The organism is Streptomyces sp. NPDC049915, assembly GCF_040656475.1.
In the GTDB taxonomy this organism is placed as follows: domain Bacteria; phylum Actinomycetota; class Actinomycetes; order Streptomycetales; family Streptomycetaceae; genus Streptomyces.
Window position 1 is genome coordinate 1 of sequence record NZ_JBFAMH010000025.1, and the last position, 17,504, is coordinate 17,504.

The window sequence follows — 17,504 nt, forward strand, 5'->3', positions numbered from 1 at the left end:
TCCTCGGTCCGGCCGCCCGTTTCCGACGAGGGGCGCCCTGTGCCGGTGCCGGCCGCTGCGGGCGGACACCCCCCACCCCGTCCCCTTCCCGCCGTCGGCGGGTACCGGCCGTCATCGCCTTAGCAGGGGGCTGGCACGCGGAAGCAGCTGCCAGGCGGCACGGGTGGGCGGGGGCGGCAACCCCGTCAGCGCCGGGCCACGCACCCAACCCCCGGCCGCCCGCCGTAGGCCGACGTCAGCGGGTCGACGTTTCCAATGTGCGGGGCTTGCCCAGGGCCGACGGCTCCGGCGTGGTGTGGCGGCGGCGAGGGATCATCAGCGTTGCCGCACCCGCCAGTGCAACGACCCCCGCCCCCGTGAACACCGCCGGCCGCAACCCGTCGACGAAGGCCTGCGCCGACTCGTAACCCCCCTGCGCCGAGAAGATGGACGACATCACCGCGACCCCGAGCGCGCCCCCGACCTCCCGCAGCGCGTTGTTCGCCCCGGAGGCGATCCCCTGCTCGGCCGCCCGGACGCTGGACATCACCAGATGCGATGCCGGGGCGAAGAAGAGGGCCATGCCGATACCGCTGAGGATCAGCCCCGGCAGCTGGGCGGCGTACGACGCGTGGGCCGTGGACGCGAAGGCCAGGTAGCCGAGCCCCGCGGCCTGGAGGAAGAGGCCCACCGCGACGACCGGCCGGCCGCCGATCCGGTCGGCCAGGATCCCGGCGACCGGCGCGACGAGCATCGGCATGCCGGTCCACGGCAGCATCCGCAGCCCCGCCTCGGTCGGCGAGTAACCGAGCACGCCCTGCATGTACTGGCTGAGCAGGAAGATCGACCCGAACATGCCCAGGAACATCAGCATGCTCGCCGCGTTGATCCCCGAGAACGCCCGCGAACGGAACAGCCGCATCGGCAGCATCGGATTCTTCGCCCGCGTGCCGTGCAGCACGAAACCGGCCAGCAGCGCTCCGCCCGCGATCAGACCGAGGAGGACGAGGGTGCTGGTCCAGCCGTCGGCGGGCCCGCGGACCAGGCCGTAGACGATCCCGAACAGGCCGCCGCTGGCGAGCAGCGTGCCGGGGAAGTCGAGCGGTGCCCCCGTGCCGTAGGACTCGGTGAGGCGCAGGCGGGCGAGGGGCAGCAGGGCGATGCCGAGGGGGACGTTCAGCCAGAAGATCCAGTGCCAGGAGATGTGCTCGGTCAGGCTGCCGCCGATCAGCGGCCCGGACGCGACGGCGAGGCCGTTCACCGCGCCCCAGATGCCGAACGCCATGCCGCGCTTGGCGGCGGGTACGGCGGCCGTGAGCAGGGTCAGGGTGAGCGGCATCATGATCGCCGCGCCCACGCCCTGGACCGCCCGGGCGGCGATCAGCGCGCCGATGCCCGGAGCCATGGCCGCGGCCGCGGAGGCGACGGTGAAGACGGTGATGCCCATCTGGAAGAGCTTGCGGCGCCCGAAGCGGTCACCGAGGGCCGCGCCGAACATCAGCAGGACGGCGAAGGTGAGTGTGTAGGCGCTGACCGTCCATTCGAGGTCGCCCAGCCCGCCGCCGAGGTCGTCGCGGATCGAGGGCAGCGCGGTGGTGACGACGAGGTTGTCGAGGGCCGCCATGAATCCGGCGACGCTGGTGATGACCAGGGCCCAGACGGTGCCCCGGGTGGGAAGCCGGCCTCCTTGGCCGCTTCCGTCAGCACGCCGTCCGGCCGCCGGGCAGCGCCAGTCCCGCCCACACGCGATGGTCGGCGGGGAAACCCATCGCCACGAGGCAGTTGATGAGCATGCCGTTCGCCATGAAGGCCGTCGTCTCGCCGGCGTCCGCGCCCAGAGGCAGGTGCACGGTGTCCCACAGCCGCATCCAGCCCTGCCGTACGGCCTCACCGAATTCGTGATCGCCGTCGGCCTCGGCGGCGGCGACCGCGAGGTACATCTGCATCTGCATCTGCATCCGCTCGGGATGATCGGCGATGACCTGCCGGTAGGCCCGGCCCATGGCAGCCACGGCCTCTTCGCCCTTCAGGCCCTCGGCCGCCTCCTCGAAGGTCCGGATGGTGTCCTCGACACAGCGCTCGGCCGCGGCGAGAAAGATCGCCCGCTTGCCGGGGAACAGCCGGAAGAGATACGGCTGCGACACCCCGACCCGCTTGGCGATCGCCTCCGTCGAGGTGCCGTGATACCCACCCCGGGCGAACTCGGCGGTCGCCGCCCGGATGACGCTCTCCCGACGCTCTTCTGCGCTCATCCTGACCATGCGACGTAAGTTAGTACTCAATCACTAACTAAGTCAAGGACCCGGTACGCATGCGCCCTCGTGCAGCATCGGCACCGTGGCCCTGGTGTCACAGACGCGCGTAAGGGGCGCTCCGCTGTGGAGAGCGCCCCTTACGTGAGTGGTGCATTGGCTCAGGCCAGGCGGACCACGGCGCGGGACATGCCGAGGACCTTCTGGCCTGCGCTGGTGGCCGTGAGGTCCACGCGCACGGTCTGGTCGTCGAGCCTGGCGGCGACCTTGGCGCTGACCTCGATCGTGGCGCCCTGCTCGTCGTTGGGCACGACGACCGGCTTGGTGAAGCGGACGCCGTACTCGACGACCGCGCCCGGGTCGCCGACCCAGTCGGTGACCACCCGGATCGCCTCGGCCATGGTGAACATGCCGTGTGCGATGACGTCCGGGAGGCCGACCTCCTTAGCGAACTTCTCGTTCCAGTGGATCGGGTTGAAGTCCCCGGAGGCGCCCGCGTACTGCACGAGCGTGGCGCGGGTCACGGGGAAGGTCTGGGCCGGCAGCTCGGTGCCGACCTCGACGTCGTCGTAAGCGATCTTCGCCGCCATGGCTCTCGTCACACCTCCTCGGCCGCGCGGGCCACGAGCTTGGTCCAGGCGGTCACGACGTGCTCCCCGGCCTCGTCGTGGACCTCGCCGCGGACGTCCAGGATGTCGTTGCCTGCCATCGACTTGATCGCCTCGATGGTCGAGGTGACCGTGAGCCGGTCACCGGCCCGCACCGGGCGCCGGTAGGCGAACTTCTGGTCCCCGTGCACCACCCGGCTGTAGTCCAGGCCGAGCTGCGGGTCGGCGACGACCTGCCCGGCGGCCTTGAAGGTGATGGCGAACACAAAGGTCGGCGGAGCGATCACATCCGGGTGACCGAGCGCCTTGGCGGCCTCCGGGTCGCTGTACGCCGGATTGGTGTCCCCCACCGCCTCCGCGAACTCCCGGATCTTCTCCCGGCCCACCTCATAGGGCTCGGTGGGCGGGTAGGTCCGCCCCACGAAGGACTGGTCGAGCGCCATGGCCCGGCACCTCCTGGTGTGAATCACTCCTGGTGTGAACAACGAACGTTCGCCGCAGTGACGAAACGACGCGAGGCCGCCCCCCAATGTCTCGGGGGCGGCCTCGTGTACGAGCCTGATTTATCGCGTTTCGCGGTGCGCGGTGTGCGCGTTGCAACGCGGGCAGTGCTTCTTCATCTCAAGACGGTCCGGGTTGTTACGCCGGTTCTTCTTGGTGATGTAGTTCCGCTCCTTGCACTCCACGCAGGCCAGCGTGATCTTCGGGCGGACGTCGGTGGCAGCCACAGGAGTGCTCCTTGACGAACGGGTGACTAGAAATTAATGCACATGAAGAGTAGCCGATCGACGGACCGACCCACCAATCGGCTACTTGGAGTAGCGGTGACCGGACTTGAACCGGTGACACAGCGATTATGAGCCGCTTGCTCTACCGACTGAGCTACACCGCTGCGGTGCGATCGATTCCCGCCTCGCGACGAGAACCTCTCTCACCAGAGCCCCAAAACGGAATCGAACCGTTGACCTTCTCCTTACCATGGAGACGCTCTGCCGACTGAGCTATTGGGGCGAGCGAGGAAGACATTACACGGTCGCCCGCCGTTCGCCCAAATCCGATTCCTCCGGCCCCCTCACGGGTCCCAGCAGCCCCTCCCGAGCGCGGACCACAGCCGGTACGACTATTGCGCTCCTCCCTGACGTGCGCGGGCCGCCGCCCTAGGCTCGACTCACTCTGTGTGATCTTGCGCCGCCGCGCGCGGTCCGACGAGCCCCTGGAGCGCGATGCCCGACAGCCAGCCGACGCAGTCGACCCCGTCCTCGGGACCTGCCGAGCAGGGCCTGCTGCTGTGCGGAGCACGGCTCACCGACGGGCGGCAGGTCGACGTACGACTGTGCGGCGGGCGCATCGAGGCCGTCGGCACCGCCGGGAGCCTCGCGGCGGAGACCCGGTGCCGGGGCACGCGCGTGGACCTGCGCGGCTACCTGCTGCTGCCGGCCCCGGCCGAGCCGCACATCCACGCCGACACCGCGATGTCGGCCGACGACGACGGCCCGGCCTCGTCCGACCCCGAGGACGTCCAGCGGCGCGCCACCGAGGCCGCGCTCCTCCAGCTCGGCCACGGCGCGACCGCGTTGCGCGCCCACGTGCGCGTGGGCGACGTGCAGGGGCTCGGCGCGCTGGGCGCGGTCCTCCAGGCACGCCGGGCGCTGCGCGGGCTCACCGAGCTGACCACCGTGGCCGTACCGCGCGTGCTGACGGGCCGGGCCGGGGCCGACGGGCTCGCCATGCTCCGCGACGCGATGAAGATGGGCGCCTCGGTCGTCGGCGGCTGCCCCGACCTCGACCCGGACCCCACGGGCTACGTGGAGGCCGTCCTGGAGGTGGCCTCCGAGCACGGCTGCCCGGTCGACCTGCACACCGACGCCGCCGACCCGGCACGCCTGGCCCGGCTCGCGGCCATGGCGGGCGGCCTGCGCCCCGGCGTCACCCTCGGCCCGTGCGGCGGCCTGGACCGGCTGCCCACCGAGGCGGCCGCCCGCACCGCGGACCAGCTCGCCGCGGCCGGCGTCGCCGTCGTCTGCCTGCCCCAGGGCGGCTGCCCGGGCGCCCAGGGGCGCGACACGGCGCCCGTACGCCTCCTGCGCGCCGCAGGCGTCCACGTGGCGGCCGGCAGCGGCGCGCTGCGGGACGTCTCCAACCCGGTCGGCCGCGGCGACCCGCTGGAGGCCGCCTACCTGCTGGCCTCACGCCACGGCCTGCGCCCCGAGGAGGCCTACGACGCCGTCAGCGCCGCCTCCCGCGCAGTGCTCGGCCTGCCCGGGGTACGCGTGGAGGCCGGCTTCCCGGCCGAACTCCTGGCCCTACGCGCAGACCGCCTCGCCTCGGCCCTGTCCCTGGCCTACAGCCGCATCGTGATCCACCGGGGCCGGGTGGTGTCGCGCACCAGCGCGGTCAGGGAGTTCTGCGACTCCACGGCAGCGGACCTGGACCTGCCCCGCCAGGGCCGCACGGAGCTGTCCTGACACCCGCCGCGCCGGGCGCGGCCACCGACGCGCCCGATGCCGCGGGCACCCGTCACCCACCAGGCGTACGGTCGAAGACATGCGCATTGTCATCGCTGGTGGTCATGGTCAGATCGCGCTGCGGCTGGAGCGGCTGCTCGCCGCGCGCGGGTACGAGGCCGCGGGACTGATCCGCAAGGCCGAACAGGGCGGCGATCTGCGGGCGGCGGGCGCCGAACCGGTCCTGCTGGACCTGGAGTCGGCGTCCGTGGAGCAGGTCGCGGACGCGCTGCGGGGCGCGGACGCGGCGGTGTTCGCCGCCGGCGCCGGCCCGGGCAGCGGGGCGGACCGCAAGGAAACGGTGGACAAGGGCGCGGCGGTGCTCTTCGCGGACGCCGCGGTCCGGGCGGGCGTACGACGGTTCGTGGTCGTGTCGTCGATGGGCGCGGACGCCCGGCACCAGGGCGACGAAGTGTTCGACGTCTACCTGCGCGCCAAGGGCGAGGCGGACGACCACGTGCGCGGCCTTGACGCCCTGGACTGGACGATCCTGCGCCCCGGTTCACTGACGAACGACGCCGGCACCGGCCTGGTCCGCCTGGAGGCACACACCGGCCGCGGCCCGGTCCCCCGCGACGACGTGGCCGCCGTACTGGCGGAGTTGGTGGACACCCCGGCGACGGCGGGCCTGACCCTGGAACTGGTGAGCGGATCGGCACCGGTGTCGGTGGCGGTGAAGTCGGTGGCGGGCAACTGAGGGACCGACAGCCGCCGTCGGAACGAGGGCAGCCGGTCAGAACAACGGCAGCTGGCCCGGGAACTCCGGGACGGCGTATCCGTCCAAGGTCGGCTGCGCCGCACCCAGTTGCGCCGGTCTGCGCGAGCCCGGGCACGAGACGAGCGCGCCGCTCTCCCGCGTGCCGGGCGGGTCGTGCCGGGCGTAGCGTCCCGCCACGACGGCGATCTCGCGACGGCACTCCGGGCAGTGTCTGCGACGGCTGGACATGCGACCAGTGTGCCGGGGACCACTGACAACGACGTTCCGCGCGGCGCGCCCGGCTCGGCGCGCAAAATCCCCGCCGTCTCCTTAGCCTTCGTACGTGGCACACAATTTCGGCGAGCTCGTGGAGAAACAACGCGCGGCCAACGAGGCGCACACGCGCGTGCTCGAGCTGCGCGAGGCCTACGGCCCGCCCACGGCGGCCCCGTGGACGCAGGAGCAGACCTCGACGTACGAGACGGCCTGGCGCGCCTGGCGGGACCTCGCGCGCGACGTGCAGGCATCGGTGTCCGAGTTCGCCAAGGACGAGGGCCGGATGCGCAACGAGGTCGAGGCGGAGGTGAAGAAGGCGTCGACCGAACCCACGGACGGCGGCTGAGCGCCACTCCAGGAGAAGGCGGGCCGCCCACGCGGTTCGCCCTCCCGAAGCTGACCCGGACGCCCCACCCGAGTCGCCGAAACGGCGAGACCCCCCTCGCGCTGCTTTTCAGCAGAACGAGGGGGGTCTCCCTCAGCGTGGCGGCGCCAGGATTCGAACCTGGGAAGGCTGAGCCGGCAGATTTACAGTCTGCTCCCTTTGGCCGCTCGGGCACACCGCCGGGTGATGCTGCCTTCGAGCCGCCTTTCGGCGCTGCTCCCCGGCAACGACGTAAACAATACCCGATGCACAGGGGTGCTTCGCCACCCGATTGATGACCACCCGCGCAGGGCGGGGTGACTAGGCTGGTCGGGATGCGGCCCGGGATCCACGCCGGGCTCGGCGGCAGCCCCACGGACGCCGACACGCACCCCTTTCGCACCCCGATACAAGGAGCCACAGGACATGGCCGACTCCAGTTTCGACATCGTCTCGAAGGTCGAGCGGCAGGAGGTCGACAACGCCCTCAACCAGGCCGCCAAGGAGATCTCGCAGCGCTACGACTTCAAGGGCGTGGGTGCCTCGATCTCGTGGTCCGGTGACAAGATCCTCATGGAGGCGAACTCCGAGGACCGGGTGAACGCTGTCCTCGACGTCTTCCAGTCCAAGCTGATCAAGCGCGGCATCTCGCTGAAGGCCCTGGAGGCGGGCGAGCCGCAGCTGTCCGGCAAGGAGTACAAGATCTTCGCGGAGATCCAGGAGGGCATCTCGCAGGACAACGCCAAGAAGGTGGCGAAGATCATCCGCGACGAGGGCCCGAAGGGCATCAAGGCGCAGGTCCAGGGGGACGAGCTGCGGGTCACCTCCAAGAGCCGTGACGACCTGCAGGCCGTCATCGCGCTGCTGAAGGGCAAGGACTTCGACTTCGCGCTGCAGTTCGTGAACTACCGGTAGGACCGCCGACGGCATGACAAAGGGTGGGCTCCCTCACGGCCCACCCTTCGCGCTGCCCGCCCTTCGCGCCGACGACGGGCGTCAGTCGCGCGAGTTGCCGAACAGGATGCGGTAGGCGATCAGCAGGACCAGCGAACCTCCGATGGCCGCCGCCCATGTGGCGCCGTCGTAGAAGTCCTTGGCGATCGGGTGGTCCAGCCAGCGGGCCGAGATCCAGCCGCCGATGAAGGCGCCCGCGACACCGATGAGGGTGGTGCCGACGAAGCCGCCCGGGTCGCGCCCCGGCAGCAGGAACTTGGCGATGGCTCCGGCCAGCAGGCCGAGGATGATCCAGCTGATGATTCCCATGCCGTGATCCTGCCCTTCCGCGCCGCGCCGGCCCTGTCCGGGTCCTGTGATCTTCGTCCTGACGGGCCTCGTGCGCGTGTTCGTGCGTCGTTGATGAACAGGACGTCACGCGGACGTCCGATGGTTGCGCCGATCAGTAGGGTGCGGGCCATGACACAGCCCGGACCGTCCGTCGGCGGCGAACTGCGGCGCACCCTCGGCGTCGGGGACGCCGTGGTCGTCGGGCTCGGCTCGATGATCGGGGCGGGCATCTTCGCCGCCCTCGGTCCCGCCGCGCGCGCCGCCGGATACGGCCTGCTGCTCGGTCTCGCCCTCGCCGCGGTCATCGCCTGCTGCAACGCCCTGTCCTCGGCGCGGCTGGCGGCCCGCTATCCGGCCTCGGGCGGCACGTACGTGTACGGCAGGGAGCGGCTGGGCGCGTTCTGGGGTTACCTCGCGGGCTGGTCGTTCGTGGTCGGCAAGACGGCGTCGTGCGCGGCGATGGCGCTGACCGTGGGCACATATGTGTGGCCCGGGCAGGCGCACGCCGTGGCGGTCGCGGCCGCCGTGGCGCTGACCGCCGTGAACTACGGCGGTGTGCAGAAGTCGGCGTGGCTGACCCGGGTGATCGTGGCGGTCGTCCTGGCCGTGCTGGCGTGTGTGGTCGTCGCCTGTCTGGGGTCGGAGGCCGCGGACGCGGGGCGGCTGGACGTCGGCGCCTCGGACGGGGCGGGCGGGGTGCTGCAGGCGGCCGGGCTGCTGTTCTTCGCCTTCGCCGGGTACGCCAGGATCGCCACCCTGGGTGAGGAGGTACGCGATCCGGCGCGCACCATTCCGCGGGCGATCCCGCTGGCGCTGGGCATCGCCCTGGCCGTCTACGCGTGCGTGGCGGTCGCCGTCCTGGCCGTACTGGGCGCGGACCGGCTGGGTGAGGCGGGCGCGCCGCTGGCCGACGCGGTGCGGGCGGCGGGCGTGCCGGGGCTGGCACCCGTGGTGCGGGCGGGGGCGGCCGTGGCGGCGCTGGGTTCGCTGCTCGCGCTGATCCTGGGTGTGTCGCGGACGACGCTGGCGATGGCCCGGGACCGCCATCTGCCGGGCGTGCTGGCGGCCGTCCATCCGCGCTTCCAGGTGCCGCACCGGGCGGAGCCGGCCGTGGGAGCGGTGGTGGCGGTGGGAGCGGTGGTGGCGATGCTGGCCGCCACGGTGGACGTACGCGGCGCGATCGGCTTCTCGTCGTTCGGCGTTCTCGCGTACTACGCGGTCGCCAATGCCTCGGCCTGGACGCTGACATCGGCGTGGCACACGCGCGTGGTGCCTGCCGTGGGTCTCGCGGGCTGCGCGACCCTGGCCTTCGCCCTGCCGGGCCTGTCCGTGGCCATCGGCGCGGGCGTCCTGGCGGTGGGTGCGGGGGCGTATGCGGTGCGGCGCCGGTCGCGCTGCGCGTGATCCGCGTACGGCCGGCCGTGCCCGGCCCTCGTCAGCGCGCGGCGAACGGCTCGTCCGTGCGGACGATGTCCCGGCCCAGCGGGAACAGGGAGACCGGGATCAGCTTGAAGTTGGCGACGCCGAACGGGATGCCGATGATCGTGACGCACAGGGCGATGCCCGTGACGATGTGTCCGATGGCCAGCCACCAGCCCGCGAGGATCAGCCACAGGACGTTGCCGACGCAGGAGGGCGCGCCCGCGTCACCGCGCTCCACGGTGGTGTAACCGAAGGGCCACAGCGCGTAGACGCCGATGCGGAAGGCCGCGATCCCGAACGGGATGCCGATGATCGTGATGCAGAGCAGCACGCCGGCGACGAGATAGGCGAGGAACAGCCAGAAGCCGCTCAGGACCAGCCAGATGACGTTCAGAATGGTTCTCACAGCGGGCGACCTGCCATCTTCTCGAGCCGGGCGATACGGTCCGCCATCGGCGGGTGGGTGGAGAACATCTTGGACAGTCCCTGACCTGCGCGGAAGGGATTCACGATCATCATGTGGCTCGCCGTCTCGAGGCGCGGCTCGGGCGGCAGCGGCAGTTGCTGGGTGCCCATCTCCAGTTTGCGCAGCGCGCCGGCGAGGGCAAGCGGGTCGCCGGTGAGGCGGGCGCCGGACGCGTCCGCCTCGTATTCCCGGGAGCGGCTGATGGCGAGCTGGATGAGGCCGGCGGCTATCGGGCCCAGGATCATGATCAGCAGCATGCCGAGCAGGCCGGGGCCCTCGTCGTCGTCCGAACGGCCGATGGGGATGAGCCAGGCGAAGTTCACCAGGAACATGATCACCGAGGCGAGCGCGCCGGCCACCGACGAGATCAGGATGTCGCGGTTGTAGACATGGCTGAGCTCGTGGCCGATGACGCCGCGCAGCTCTCTGTCGTCGAGCAGGCGCAGGATGCCCTCCGTGCAGCACACGGCGGCGTTGCGCGGGTTGCGGCCGGTCGCGAAGGCGTTGGGCGCCTCGGTGGGCGAGATGTAGAGGCGCGGCATGGGCTGGCGGGCCTGCGTGGACAGGTCGCGGACCATGCGGTAGAGCCCCGGCGCCTCGAACTCGCTGACCGGGCGGGCCCGCATCGCGCGCAGGGCCAGCTTGTCGCTGTTCCAGTACGCGTACGCGTTGGTGCCCAGTGCCACCACAACGGCCACGATCAGGCCCGTACGGCCGAAGAAGCTGCCGATGCCGATGATGAGTGCGGACAGCCCCCCGAGGAGTACTGCCGTCCTGAGCCCGTTGTGCCGGCGGTGCACGGTACACCCTCCAAGTGGTGCGGCAGGGGAACCCTTTGCCTTGCTGATCTGCGGTATCCACTGAGGTCGTGGTGTCACGTTCAGTGGACCCTCCCGCACTGGTCAACGCCAGGCGAGGGCCGCCAGTTCCCCGGTGATCGCGCGGGTCCCTGCGCCGCTCGGGTGAGGGACCCCCGCGGCACCGTCAGAAGAGCGCCGTGTCCGCGAAGTGCAGGACCAGCTGCGGTGCGCCGGAGAGCGCCACGGCGACGACCGCGGTGAGGGCGAGCGCCGCGGTGAGCGGGGCCGGAAGGCGGTGCCGGGCGGGCTCGCCCTCGGGGGCGCGGAACAGCAGGGCCGTCCACTGCAGGTAGTAGAACAGCGCGATCACCACGTTGACGGCCATGATCACCGCGAGCCAGCCGAGGCCGGCGTCGACGGCCGCGGAGAAGACGGTGACCTTGGCGAACAGGCCGATGATGCCCGGCGGGAGGCCGGCCAGGCACAGCAGGAAGAAGGCCAGCAGCAGGGCAGTGAGCGGATTGGTGGCGTACAGGCCGCGGTAGTCCGCGACGCGGTTCGACGCGCGCGTACGGCCCACGAGGGCGGCCACGGCGAAGGCGCCGAGGTTCACCGCGCCGTACATGAGGGCGTAGGCGACCGTGGAGCCGATCGAGTGCGCGGGGTCGTCCGTGTAGGCCGCCGCGGCGATCGGCACCAGCAGGTAGCCGGCCTGGCCGACGGAGGACCAGGCGAGCAGTCGTACGGCGCTGTACGCGCGCGTGGCCTGCTGGCGCAGGGCGCCGACATTGCCGACGGTCATGGTGAGAGCCGCGAGCACGGCCAGCGCCGGGCCCCAGGCGTCGGCGTACGACGGGAGGGCGACGACGGTGACGAGGATGAGGCCGGAGAAGCCGACGGCCTTGCCGACGACCGACAGATAGGCGGCGATCGGCAAGGGCGCGCCGACGTAGGTGTCGGGCACCCAGAAGTGGAAGGGGACGGCCGCGGTCTTGAACGCGAAGCCGACGAGGGTGAGGACGACGCCGGTCTGGGCGAGGGTGTGCAGCTGGCCGTCGACGTGCTGGATGCGGTCGGCGATCTGGGTGAGGTAGAGGGTGCCGGTCGTGGCGTACAGGAAGCTGACGCCCATGAGGCTGACGGCGGTGGCCGTGACCGACGACAGGAAGAACTTCAGGGCCGCTTCGGAGGACCGCTTGTCGCCGTGGCGCAGGCCGACGAGCGCGAAGGCGGGCAGGGAGGCGACCTCCAGGGCGACGATGAGGGTCGCGAGGTCACGGGAGGCGGGCAGCAGGGCGGCGCCCGCGGCGGAGGACAGCAGCAGGAACCAGTACTCGCCCTCGGGCATGTCCTTGCGGGCGTCCTTCAGGGCGGTGACCGACAGCAGCGCGGCCAGCAGGGCGCCGCCGAGGACGAGCAGCTGGATGACGAGGGTGAAGCGGTCCGCCGTGTAGCTGCACGCGTCCTGCCGGGTGGGCAGGCAGAAGGTGGACCGGTCACCGTCGAGGATCGGCAGCAGCAGGAGCGCGGAGGCGGCCAGTCCGGCCACGGAGATCCAGCCGAGGACGGCCTTCTTCGCGTCCGGCACGAACAGGTCGGCGACGAGGACGGCCAGCCCGACGACGGCCGTGAGGGTGGGCGGCGCGATCGCGAGCCAGTCGACGGACTGGACGACGGACTCCGCCAGGGGCTGGGCGAGCGGCTGGGCCGGGGAGCTCATCGGGTGCCTCCTGCGAGGAGCTGCTGCACGGCCGGGTCGGTCAGTCCGAGCAGGGCCTTGGGCCACAGGCCCGCGACGACGGTGAGGACGACGAGTGGGGTCCAGGCCGCGAACTCGTACGACGTGACGTCGGCGAGCTTCGGGGTGTCCTGGGGTACGGCGCCCATGCAGACGCGGCGGACCACGACGAGCATGTACGCGGCCGTCAGCAGGGTGCCGAACGCGCCGATCGCCATGAAGGTGAGGAAGGCGGGCCGGCTGAGGTCGGCGGCCGGCTTGAACGCGCCGAACAGCGAGAGCATCTCGCCCCAGAACCCGGCCAGGCCCGGCAGTCCGAGCGAGGCGACCGCGCCGAAGGCGAGCAGGCCGCCGAGGCGGGGGGCCTTGCCGTAGAGCGCGGCGCCGGTTCCCTCGGCCAGGGTGTCCAGGTCGGTGGTGCCGGTGCGGTCCTTCAACGCGCCGACCAGGAAGAAGAGCAGGCCGGTGATGAGGCCGTGGGCGATGTTGGCGAACAGGGCGCCGTTGACGCCGGTCGGGGTCATGGTGGCGATGCCGAGCAGGACGAAGCCCATGTGGCCGACGGAGGAGTAGGCGATCAGCCGCTTGAGGTCGCCCTTCGCACCCTGCTTGGCGAGGGCCAGGCAGGCGAGGGATCCGTAGATGATCCCGACGACGGCGAAGGCGGCGAGGTAGGGCGCGAAGGTGTGCATGCCGTCCGGGGCGATCGGCAACAGAATCCGGACGAACCCGTATGTACCCATCTTCAGCAGGACACCGGCCAGCAGGACCGAGCCGACGGTCGGCGCCGCAGTGTGCGCGTCGGGCAGCCAGCTGTGCAGCGGCCACATCGGCGTCTTCACGGCGAGCCCGATCCCGATCGCCAATACGGCGATGACCTGCACGGACGTGGTCAGTGACCGGCCGTTGTCAGTGGCGAGTGCCACCATGTCGAAGGTGCCCGCTCGCAGGCCGATCAGGAGCAGGCCGAGCAGCATGACCACCGAGCCGAGCAGCGTGTACAGGATGAACTTCCACGCCGCAGTGGCCCGGCCCTCGCCGCCCCAGCGGGCGATGAGGAAGTACATGGGGATCAGGACCATCTCGAAGGCGAGGAAGAACAGGATCAGGTCGAGGACGGCGAAGGTGGCGAGGGTGCCGGACTCCAGGACCAGGATCAGGGCGACGAAGGCCTTCGGGGACGGGCCCGCGGGCAGCTTGAAGTAGGAGTACAGCGCACTGAGGAAGGTCAGCAGCGCGGTCAGGACCAGAAGGGGGAGGGAAATGCCGTCGATGCCGAGGTGGATGCGCACGTCGAGTGCGGGGATCCAGCTGATGTCTGTGCCGGCCTGCATCTTCGACGGGTGGTCGTGGTCGAAGCCGAGCGCCAGGACGATCGCGGCGATGAGGACCACGCCGGTCACGGTCACACCGTGGCGGAGCACGGCCTGCTCCGGGGACTTCCCCTTCAGCCCGGGCGGGGCCGGCAGGAGAGCGGCGACGGCGCCGAGGAGCGGGCCGACGACGACGAATGCCAGAAGGAACTGCATCACGGACTCGTTGATATCGATCACGCCTGCTCACGCTCCCGTGGCGACGAGGACGGCGGCGACCGCGAGGACGACGGTGCCGGCGAGCAGCGCGCTCACATAGGTCTGCACATTGCCGGTCTGGGCGCGCCGCACGGCGGCCCCGAGCCAGCTGGGTAGGGCTCCCGCACCGCGCACGTAGGTGTCGACGACCTCCCGGTCGAGGAACCTGACGAGGCTCGCCCCGGCCTGCACCGGGCGCACGAACAGCGCGTGGTACACGGCGTCGAGGTGGAAGCCGCCGGCCGCGTGCCGGTGCAGCGGGCCGAGCAGCAGGCGTCCGGGGTCGGCCGGGTCGGGGGCGTGGGCGATGTCCCCGTAGGCCGGCGTGTGGGTGGCGATGGCCTCGGCCTCGACGAGACCGGCGTCGCCCTCGGGGTGGGCGGCGACCGCGCCGAGGGGGACGCGGGCGGCGCGTGCGGTGGTGTGGCGCCAGGCGGCGTAGGTGAGGAGGCCGCCGACCAGGGCCACGCCGGTGCCGAGGACGGAGGTGGTCAGGGCCGGGGCGAGGGAGAGTCCGTCGAACCAGTCGGGCAGCAGCCGGTAGGCGAGCCCGCCCAGCGCGAGGGAGGGCACGGCGAGCACCCACAGCACGACGGTCATGGTCAGCGGCTGGCGGCCGTGGTCCGGGGCCTCGGTGCCGTGGCCCCGGAAGGCCAGCAGCCACAGCCGCGTCGTGTAAGCGGCGGTGAGCAGGGCGGTGACCAGACCGGCGACGAGGACGATCCAGCCGGCGGCGCCGGGGGCGTGCTCGGTGTGGCCGGTGACCACGTGCTCGGCGGCGCCGAGGACCGTCTCCTTGGAGAAGAAGCCGCTGAAGGGCGGGATCGCGGCGAGCGCGAGGAGCGCCACGGTCATCGTCCAGTAGGCGTCGGGGACGCGGTCGCGCAGGTGGCCCATGCGGGACATGGCGGCCAGCGAGTTGGTGCCGGCGGCGTGGATGACCGCACCGGCGGCGAGGAACAGCAGCGCCTTGAACGCGCCGTGCGACAGGAGGTGGAAGACGGCGGCACCGCGGTCGCCGACGGCGAGGGCGCCGGTCATGTAACCGAGCTGGCCGATCGTCGAGTAGGCGAGGACGCGCTTGATGTCGTCCTGGGCGAGCGCGGCGAGGCCGGAGCCGGCCATCGTCACGGCGGCCATGACGGCGAGGACGACCATCGCGGCCTGGGAGGCTTCGAAGACCGGGAGGAGCCGGGCGATGAAGTAGACACCGGCGGCGACCATCGTCGCCGCGTGGATCAGCGCGGAGACGGGCGTGGGGCCCGCCATCGCGTCGGGAAGCCAGGTGTGCAGCGGGAACTGCGCCGACTTGCCCGCCACGCCGGCCAGGAGCAGCAGGGCGATCAGCGTGGGGTGGTCCAGGCCGCCGTGCGCGACCGCGCCGAGGATCCTGGTGATCCGGAAGGAGCCGGTGTCACCGGCGAGGACGAACAGGCCGATCAGGAAGGGGACATCGCCGAGCTTGGTGACCAGGAAGGCCTTGATCGAGGCAGCGCGCGCCTCGGGGGTCTCCCAGTAGTGGCCGACCAGGAAGTAGGAGCAGATGCCCATGACCTCCCAGCCGACCAGCAGCACGATCAGGTCGCCGGAGTAGACGACCAGCAGCATCGCGGAGGTGAACAGCGAGACCAGGGCGGCGTACGACGCGTAGCGCGGGTCGTCGCGCAGGTAGCCCGTGGAGTAGATCTGCACGCAGGTCGCGACGACGCCGACAAGGACGGCGACGAGCGCGGCGAAGCCGTCGATGTGCAGCGCGAGCTCGATCGGCACCGAGCCGGTCGGGGTCAGCTCGGTGGCGGCGTCGATCGCGGCGCCCCCGCCCTGCTCCGCGGCGACCGCGACGGCCAGCGCCAGGGCGGCGAGGGTCGGCAGGATCGCGAACGGGCGGACGAACCCGGGTGCGGTGCGGCCGAACAGCAGGCCGGCGGCGGCGCCGAGGAACGGCAGGAGGGGGACGAGGACGGCGAGGGAGGTCGTGGTCACGCGGTGGCCTCAGCCTTCTCGGTCGCGTCGGCCGTGAGGGCGTCGCCGCGGGTGCCGTCGGGCTCGGGGCCCTCGGCGGTGTCGCGGAGCCGGTCGATGTCGGAGGTGCCGCGGTTGCGGTGGACGGCCAGGACGATCGCCAGGCCGATGCCGATCTCGGCGGCGGCGATGGCGATGGTGAACAGGGTCAGGGCCTGCCCGGAGTGCAGGGTCTCCTCGGCGGCCTTGGACAGCCACACGTCGAAGGCGACCAGGTTGAGGTTGACGGCGTTGAGCATCAGCTCGACCGACATCAGCACCAGGATCGCGTTGCGGCGTGCGAGGACGCCGTACAGGCCGGTGCAGAAGAGGAGAGCGGACAGGACGGCGGGACAGGCGAGGTGCATCAGGCGCCTTCCTTCCCGGCAGCCGTGGCGCGGGAGGCATCGGTGCCGGCCTCCGCCGCCGCGTCCGCCACCGCCTCGGCGTTCGCCTTCGCCTTGCGGGACAGGACGATCGCTCCGACGAGTGCGGCGAGGAGGAGCACGGAGAGGGCTTCGAAGGGCAGCACCCAGTTCTGGAACAGACTCGCGCCGGTGACCTCGGTGGAGCCGGCGGCGGGGCCGTCCAGGTCGATCCAGGTGGTGCGGAAGGCGTCGACGACCACCCAGACCAGGGCGGCGGCGGCAGCCACGGCCACGGTCAGGGCGGCCCACCGGTTGCCGGAGTCGGCGTCCGGGGAGCGGCCGATGGGGGCCCTGGTGAGCATCAGACCGAAAAGCAGGAGGACGACGACGGAACCGACGTAGATCAGGACCTGCACCCAGGCGATGAACTCGGCCGTCAGCAGCAGGTACTCGACGGCGAGGCCGCCGAGGGTGACGACGAGCCACAGCGCGGCGTGCACGAGCTGCCGGGTGGTGACGGTGACGAGCGCGGCGCCGAAGGTGAACAGGCCGACCAGCACGAAGGCGATCTCCACGCCGGTCGGGGAGAGGAAACCGTGGGAAGCGGCGACCGCCTCGGCGGCGAGGATCACGACTCTCCCTCCTGCGTCTGCTGTGCGGCGGCCAGCTTCTCGGCGCTCTTGCGGGCGGCCGACAACTCCTTCGGCTCCTCGGCGCCCGGGTCCAGGGCGGGCGGGGCCGGGACGGTCCACATCCACTCGCGCAGCTTGTCGCGCTCGTGGGTGAGGTCGCGGATGTCGGTCTCGGCGTACTCGAACTCCGGGGACCAGAACAGCGCGTCGAAAGGGCACACCTCGATGCAGATACCGCAGTACATGCACAGGGAGAAGTCGATCGCGAACCGGTCGAGGACGTTGCGGCTGCGCTCGCGGCCGCCGGGGGTGGCCGGGGGGACCGTCTCCTTGTGGGAGTCGATGTAGATGCACCAGTCGGGGCACTCACGGGCGCAGAGCATGCAGACCGTGCAGTTCTCCTCGAACAGGCCGATCACGCCGCGGGTGCGCGGCGGCAGCTCGGGCTGGGCGTCCGGGTACTGCTCGGTGACGTGCTTCTTCGTCATCGTGCGCAGGGTGACGGCCAGGCCCTTTGCCAGGCCGCTGCCGGGAATAGCCAT

General features: G+C 71.6%; 20 protein-coding genes and 3 tRNA genes. 5 read left to right on the forward strand and 18 right to left on the reverse strand.

Annotated features, from left to right (window positions below; all coding sequences use genetic code 11):
• Positions 1-235: 235 nt before the first annotated feature.
• From AB0J12_RS31205 to AB0J12_RS31235, 7 genes are all read right to left on the reverse strand, one after another.
• A complete protein-coding gene (locus AB0J12_RS31205) occupies positions 236-1,630 on the reverse strand; it encodes a DHA2 family efflux MFS transporter permease subunit (RefSeq protein ID WP_363268037.1) in 1,395 nt (464 codons plus the stop codon).
• A gap of 49 nt (positions 1,631-1,679) precedes the next feature.
• Complete coding sequence (locus AB0J12_RS31210; RefSeq protein WP_363267914.1) at positions 1,680-2,240, reverse strand: helix-turn-helix domain-containing protein; 561 nt, start codon at positions 2,238-2,240, stop codon at positions 1,680-1,682.
• Between the two features lie 152 nt (positions 2,241-2,392).
• Complete coding sequence (locus AB0J12_RS31215) at positions 2,393-2,821, reverse strand: MaoC family dehydratase (RefSeq protein ID WP_363267915.1); 429 nt, start codon at positions 2,819-2,821, stop codon at positions 2,393-2,395.
• Between the two features lie 8 nt (positions 2,822-2,829).
• Positions 2,830-3,282, reverse strand: coding sequence for a MaoC family dehydratase N-terminal domain-containing protein (locus AB0J12_RS31220; protein WP_363267916.1), 453 nt, complete (start codon positions 3,280-3,282; stop codon positions 2,830-2,832).
• A 120-nt stretch (positions 3,283-3,402) separates the two neighbouring features.
• Complete coding sequence (rpmG, locus tag AB0J12_RS31225) at positions 3,403-3,567, reverse strand: 50S ribosomal protein L33 (protein WP_003948671.1); 165 nt, start codon at positions 3,565-3,567, stop codon at positions 3,403-3,405.
• A gap of 91 nt (positions 3,568-3,658) precedes the next feature.
• Positions 3,659-3,731, reverse strand: a tRNA-Met gene (locus AB0J12_RS31230).
• A gap of 46 nt (positions 3,732-3,777) precedes the next feature.
• Positions 3,778-3,850: transfer RNA gene (locus AB0J12_RS31235), tRNA-Thr, on the reverse strand.
• 212 nt (positions 3,851-4,062) lie between these two features.
• On the opposite strand from AB0J12_RS31235, the gene AB0J12_RS31240 reads away from it, so the two are divergent.
• The gene (locus AB0J12_RS31240; RefSeq protein WP_363267917.1) at positions 4,063-5,304 is read left to right on the forward strand and encodes an amidohydrolase family protein; all 1,242 of its coding nucleotides are present in this window, start codon (positions 4,063-4,065) and stop codon (positions 5,302-5,304) included.
• A 79-nt stretch (positions 5,305-5,383) separates the two neighbouring features.
• The gene (locus AB0J12_RS31245) at positions 5,384-6,040 is read left to right on the forward strand and encodes an SDR family oxidoreductase (protein WP_363267918.1); all 657 of its coding nucleotides are present in this window, start codon (positions 5,384-5,386) and stop codon (positions 6,038-6,040) included.
• A 36-nt stretch (positions 6,041-6,076) separates the two neighbouring features.
• Here the strand turns inward: AB0J12_RS31245 and AB0J12_RS31250 are convergent, their stop codons facing one another.
• Positions 6,077-6,289 carry a hypothetical protein gene (locus tag AB0J12_RS31250; RefSeq protein ID WP_363267919.1) on the reverse strand — a complete coding sequence of 71 codons (213 nt, stop codon included), beginning with the start codon at positions 6,287-6,289 and terminating at the stop codon, positions 6,077-6,079.
• 94 nt (positions 6,290-6,383) lie between these two features.
• Here AB0J12_RS31250 and AB0J12_RS31255 point away from each other — a divergent pair, with 94 nt between their 5' ends.
• Positions 6,384-6,662, forward strand: coding sequence for a hypothetical protein (locus AB0J12_RS31255; protein WP_363267920.1), 279 nt, complete (start codon positions 6,384-6,386; stop codon positions 6,660-6,662).
• 138 nt (positions 6,663-6,800) lie between these two features.
• Here AB0J12_RS31255 and AB0J12_RS31260 read toward each other — a convergent pair.
• Positions 6,801-6,882: transfer RNA gene (locus AB0J12_RS31260), tRNA-Tyr, on the reverse strand.
• 224 nt (positions 6,883-7,106) lie between these two features.
• On the opposite strand from AB0J12_RS31260, the gene AB0J12_RS31265 reads away from it, so the two are divergent.
• Positions 7,107-7,595 (forward strand): YajQ family cyclic di-GMP-binding protein, encoded by a 489-nt coding sequence (locus AB0J12_RS31265; RefSeq protein ID WP_363267921.1) that lies wholly within the window; start codon positions 7,107-7,109, stop codon positions 7,593-7,595.
• A gap of 81 nt (positions 7,596-7,676) precedes the next feature.
• Here the strand turns inward: AB0J12_RS31265 and AB0J12_RS31270 are convergent, their stop codons facing one another.
• A complete protein-coding gene (locus tag AB0J12_RS31270; RefSeq protein ID WP_363267922.1) occupies positions 7,677-7,943 on the reverse strand; it encodes a GlsB/YeaQ/YmgE family stress response membrane protein in 267 nt (88 codons plus the stop codon).
• A 150-nt stretch (positions 7,944-8,093) separates the two neighbouring features.
• Here AB0J12_RS31270 and AB0J12_RS31275 point away from each other — a divergent pair, with 150 nt between their 5' ends.
• Positions 8,094-9,368, forward strand: coding sequence for an APC family permease (locus AB0J12_RS31275; protein WP_363267923.1), 1,275 nt, complete (start codon positions 8,094-8,096; stop codon positions 9,366-9,368).
• 31 nt (positions 9,369-9,399) lie between these two features.
• Here AB0J12_RS31275 and AB0J12_RS31280 read toward each other — a convergent pair whose 3' ends face one another.
• The 8 genes from AB0J12_RS31280 to AB0J12_RS31315 all read right to left on the reverse strand — a co-directional run bounded on the left by AB0J12_RS31280 (position 9,400) and on the right by AB0J12_RS31315 (position 17,504).
• On the reverse strand, positions 9,400-9,792 hold the full coding sequence (locus AB0J12_RS31280; RefSeq protein WP_363267924.1) for a YccF domain-containing protein: 393 nt from the start codon (positions 9,790-9,792) through the stop codon (positions 9,400-9,402).
• Positions 9,789-10,652, reverse strand: a complete 864-nt coding sequence (htpX, locus tag AB0J12_RS31285) for a zinc metalloprotease HtpX (protein WP_363267925.1) — start codon at positions 10,650-10,652, stop codon at positions 9,789-9,791. The genes AB0J12_RS31280 and htpX overlap by 4 nt, the downstream gene beginning before the upstream one ends.
• 184 nt (positions 10,653-10,836) lie before the next feature.
• Positions 10,837-12,372: an NADH-quinone oxidoreductase subunit N gene (locus AB0J12_RS31290; RefSeq protein WP_363267927.1), complete on the reverse strand. Its 1,536-nt coding sequence runs from the start codon at positions 12,370-12,372 to the stop codon at positions 10,837-10,839.
• Positions 12,369-13,943, reverse strand: a complete 1,575-nt coding sequence (locus AB0J12_RS31295) for an NADH-quinone oxidoreductase subunit M (protein WP_363267929.1) — start codon at positions 13,941-13,943, stop codon at positions 12,369-12,371. The genes AB0J12_RS31290 and AB0J12_RS31295 overlap by 4 nt, the downstream gene beginning before the upstream one ends.
• A gap of 6 nt (positions 13,944-13,949) precedes the next feature.
• Entirely contained in the window at positions 13,950-15,944 is a 1,995-nt protein-coding gene (locus AB0J12_RS31300) for an NADH-quinone oxidoreductase subunit L (RefSeq protein WP_363267930.1), read from the reverse strand.
• Positions 15,941-16,330: an NADH-quinone oxidoreductase subunit NuoK gene (gene nuoK / locus AB0J12_RS31305; RefSeq protein ID WP_363267931.1), complete on the reverse strand. Its 390-nt coding sequence runs from the start codon at positions 16,328-16,330 to the stop codon at positions 15,941-15,943. Before nuoK ends, AB0J12_RS31300 begins: the two co-directional genes overlap by 4 nt.
• Positions 16,330-16,962 carry an NADH-quinone oxidoreductase subunit J gene (locus AB0J12_RS31310; protein ID WP_363267932.1) on the reverse strand — a complete coding sequence of 211 codons (633 nt, stop codon included), beginning with the start codon at positions 16,960-16,962 and terminating at the stop codon, positions 16,330-16,332. The genes nuoK and AB0J12_RS31310 overlap by 1 nt, the downstream gene beginning before the upstream one ends.
• Positions 16,959-17,504, reverse strand: coding sequence for an NADH-quinone oxidoreductase subunit I (locus AB0J12_RS31315; protein ID WP_363267933.1), 546 nt, complete (start codon positions 17,502-17,504; stop codon positions 16,959-16,961). Before AB0J12_RS31315 ends, AB0J12_RS31310 begins: the two co-directional genes overlap by 4 nt.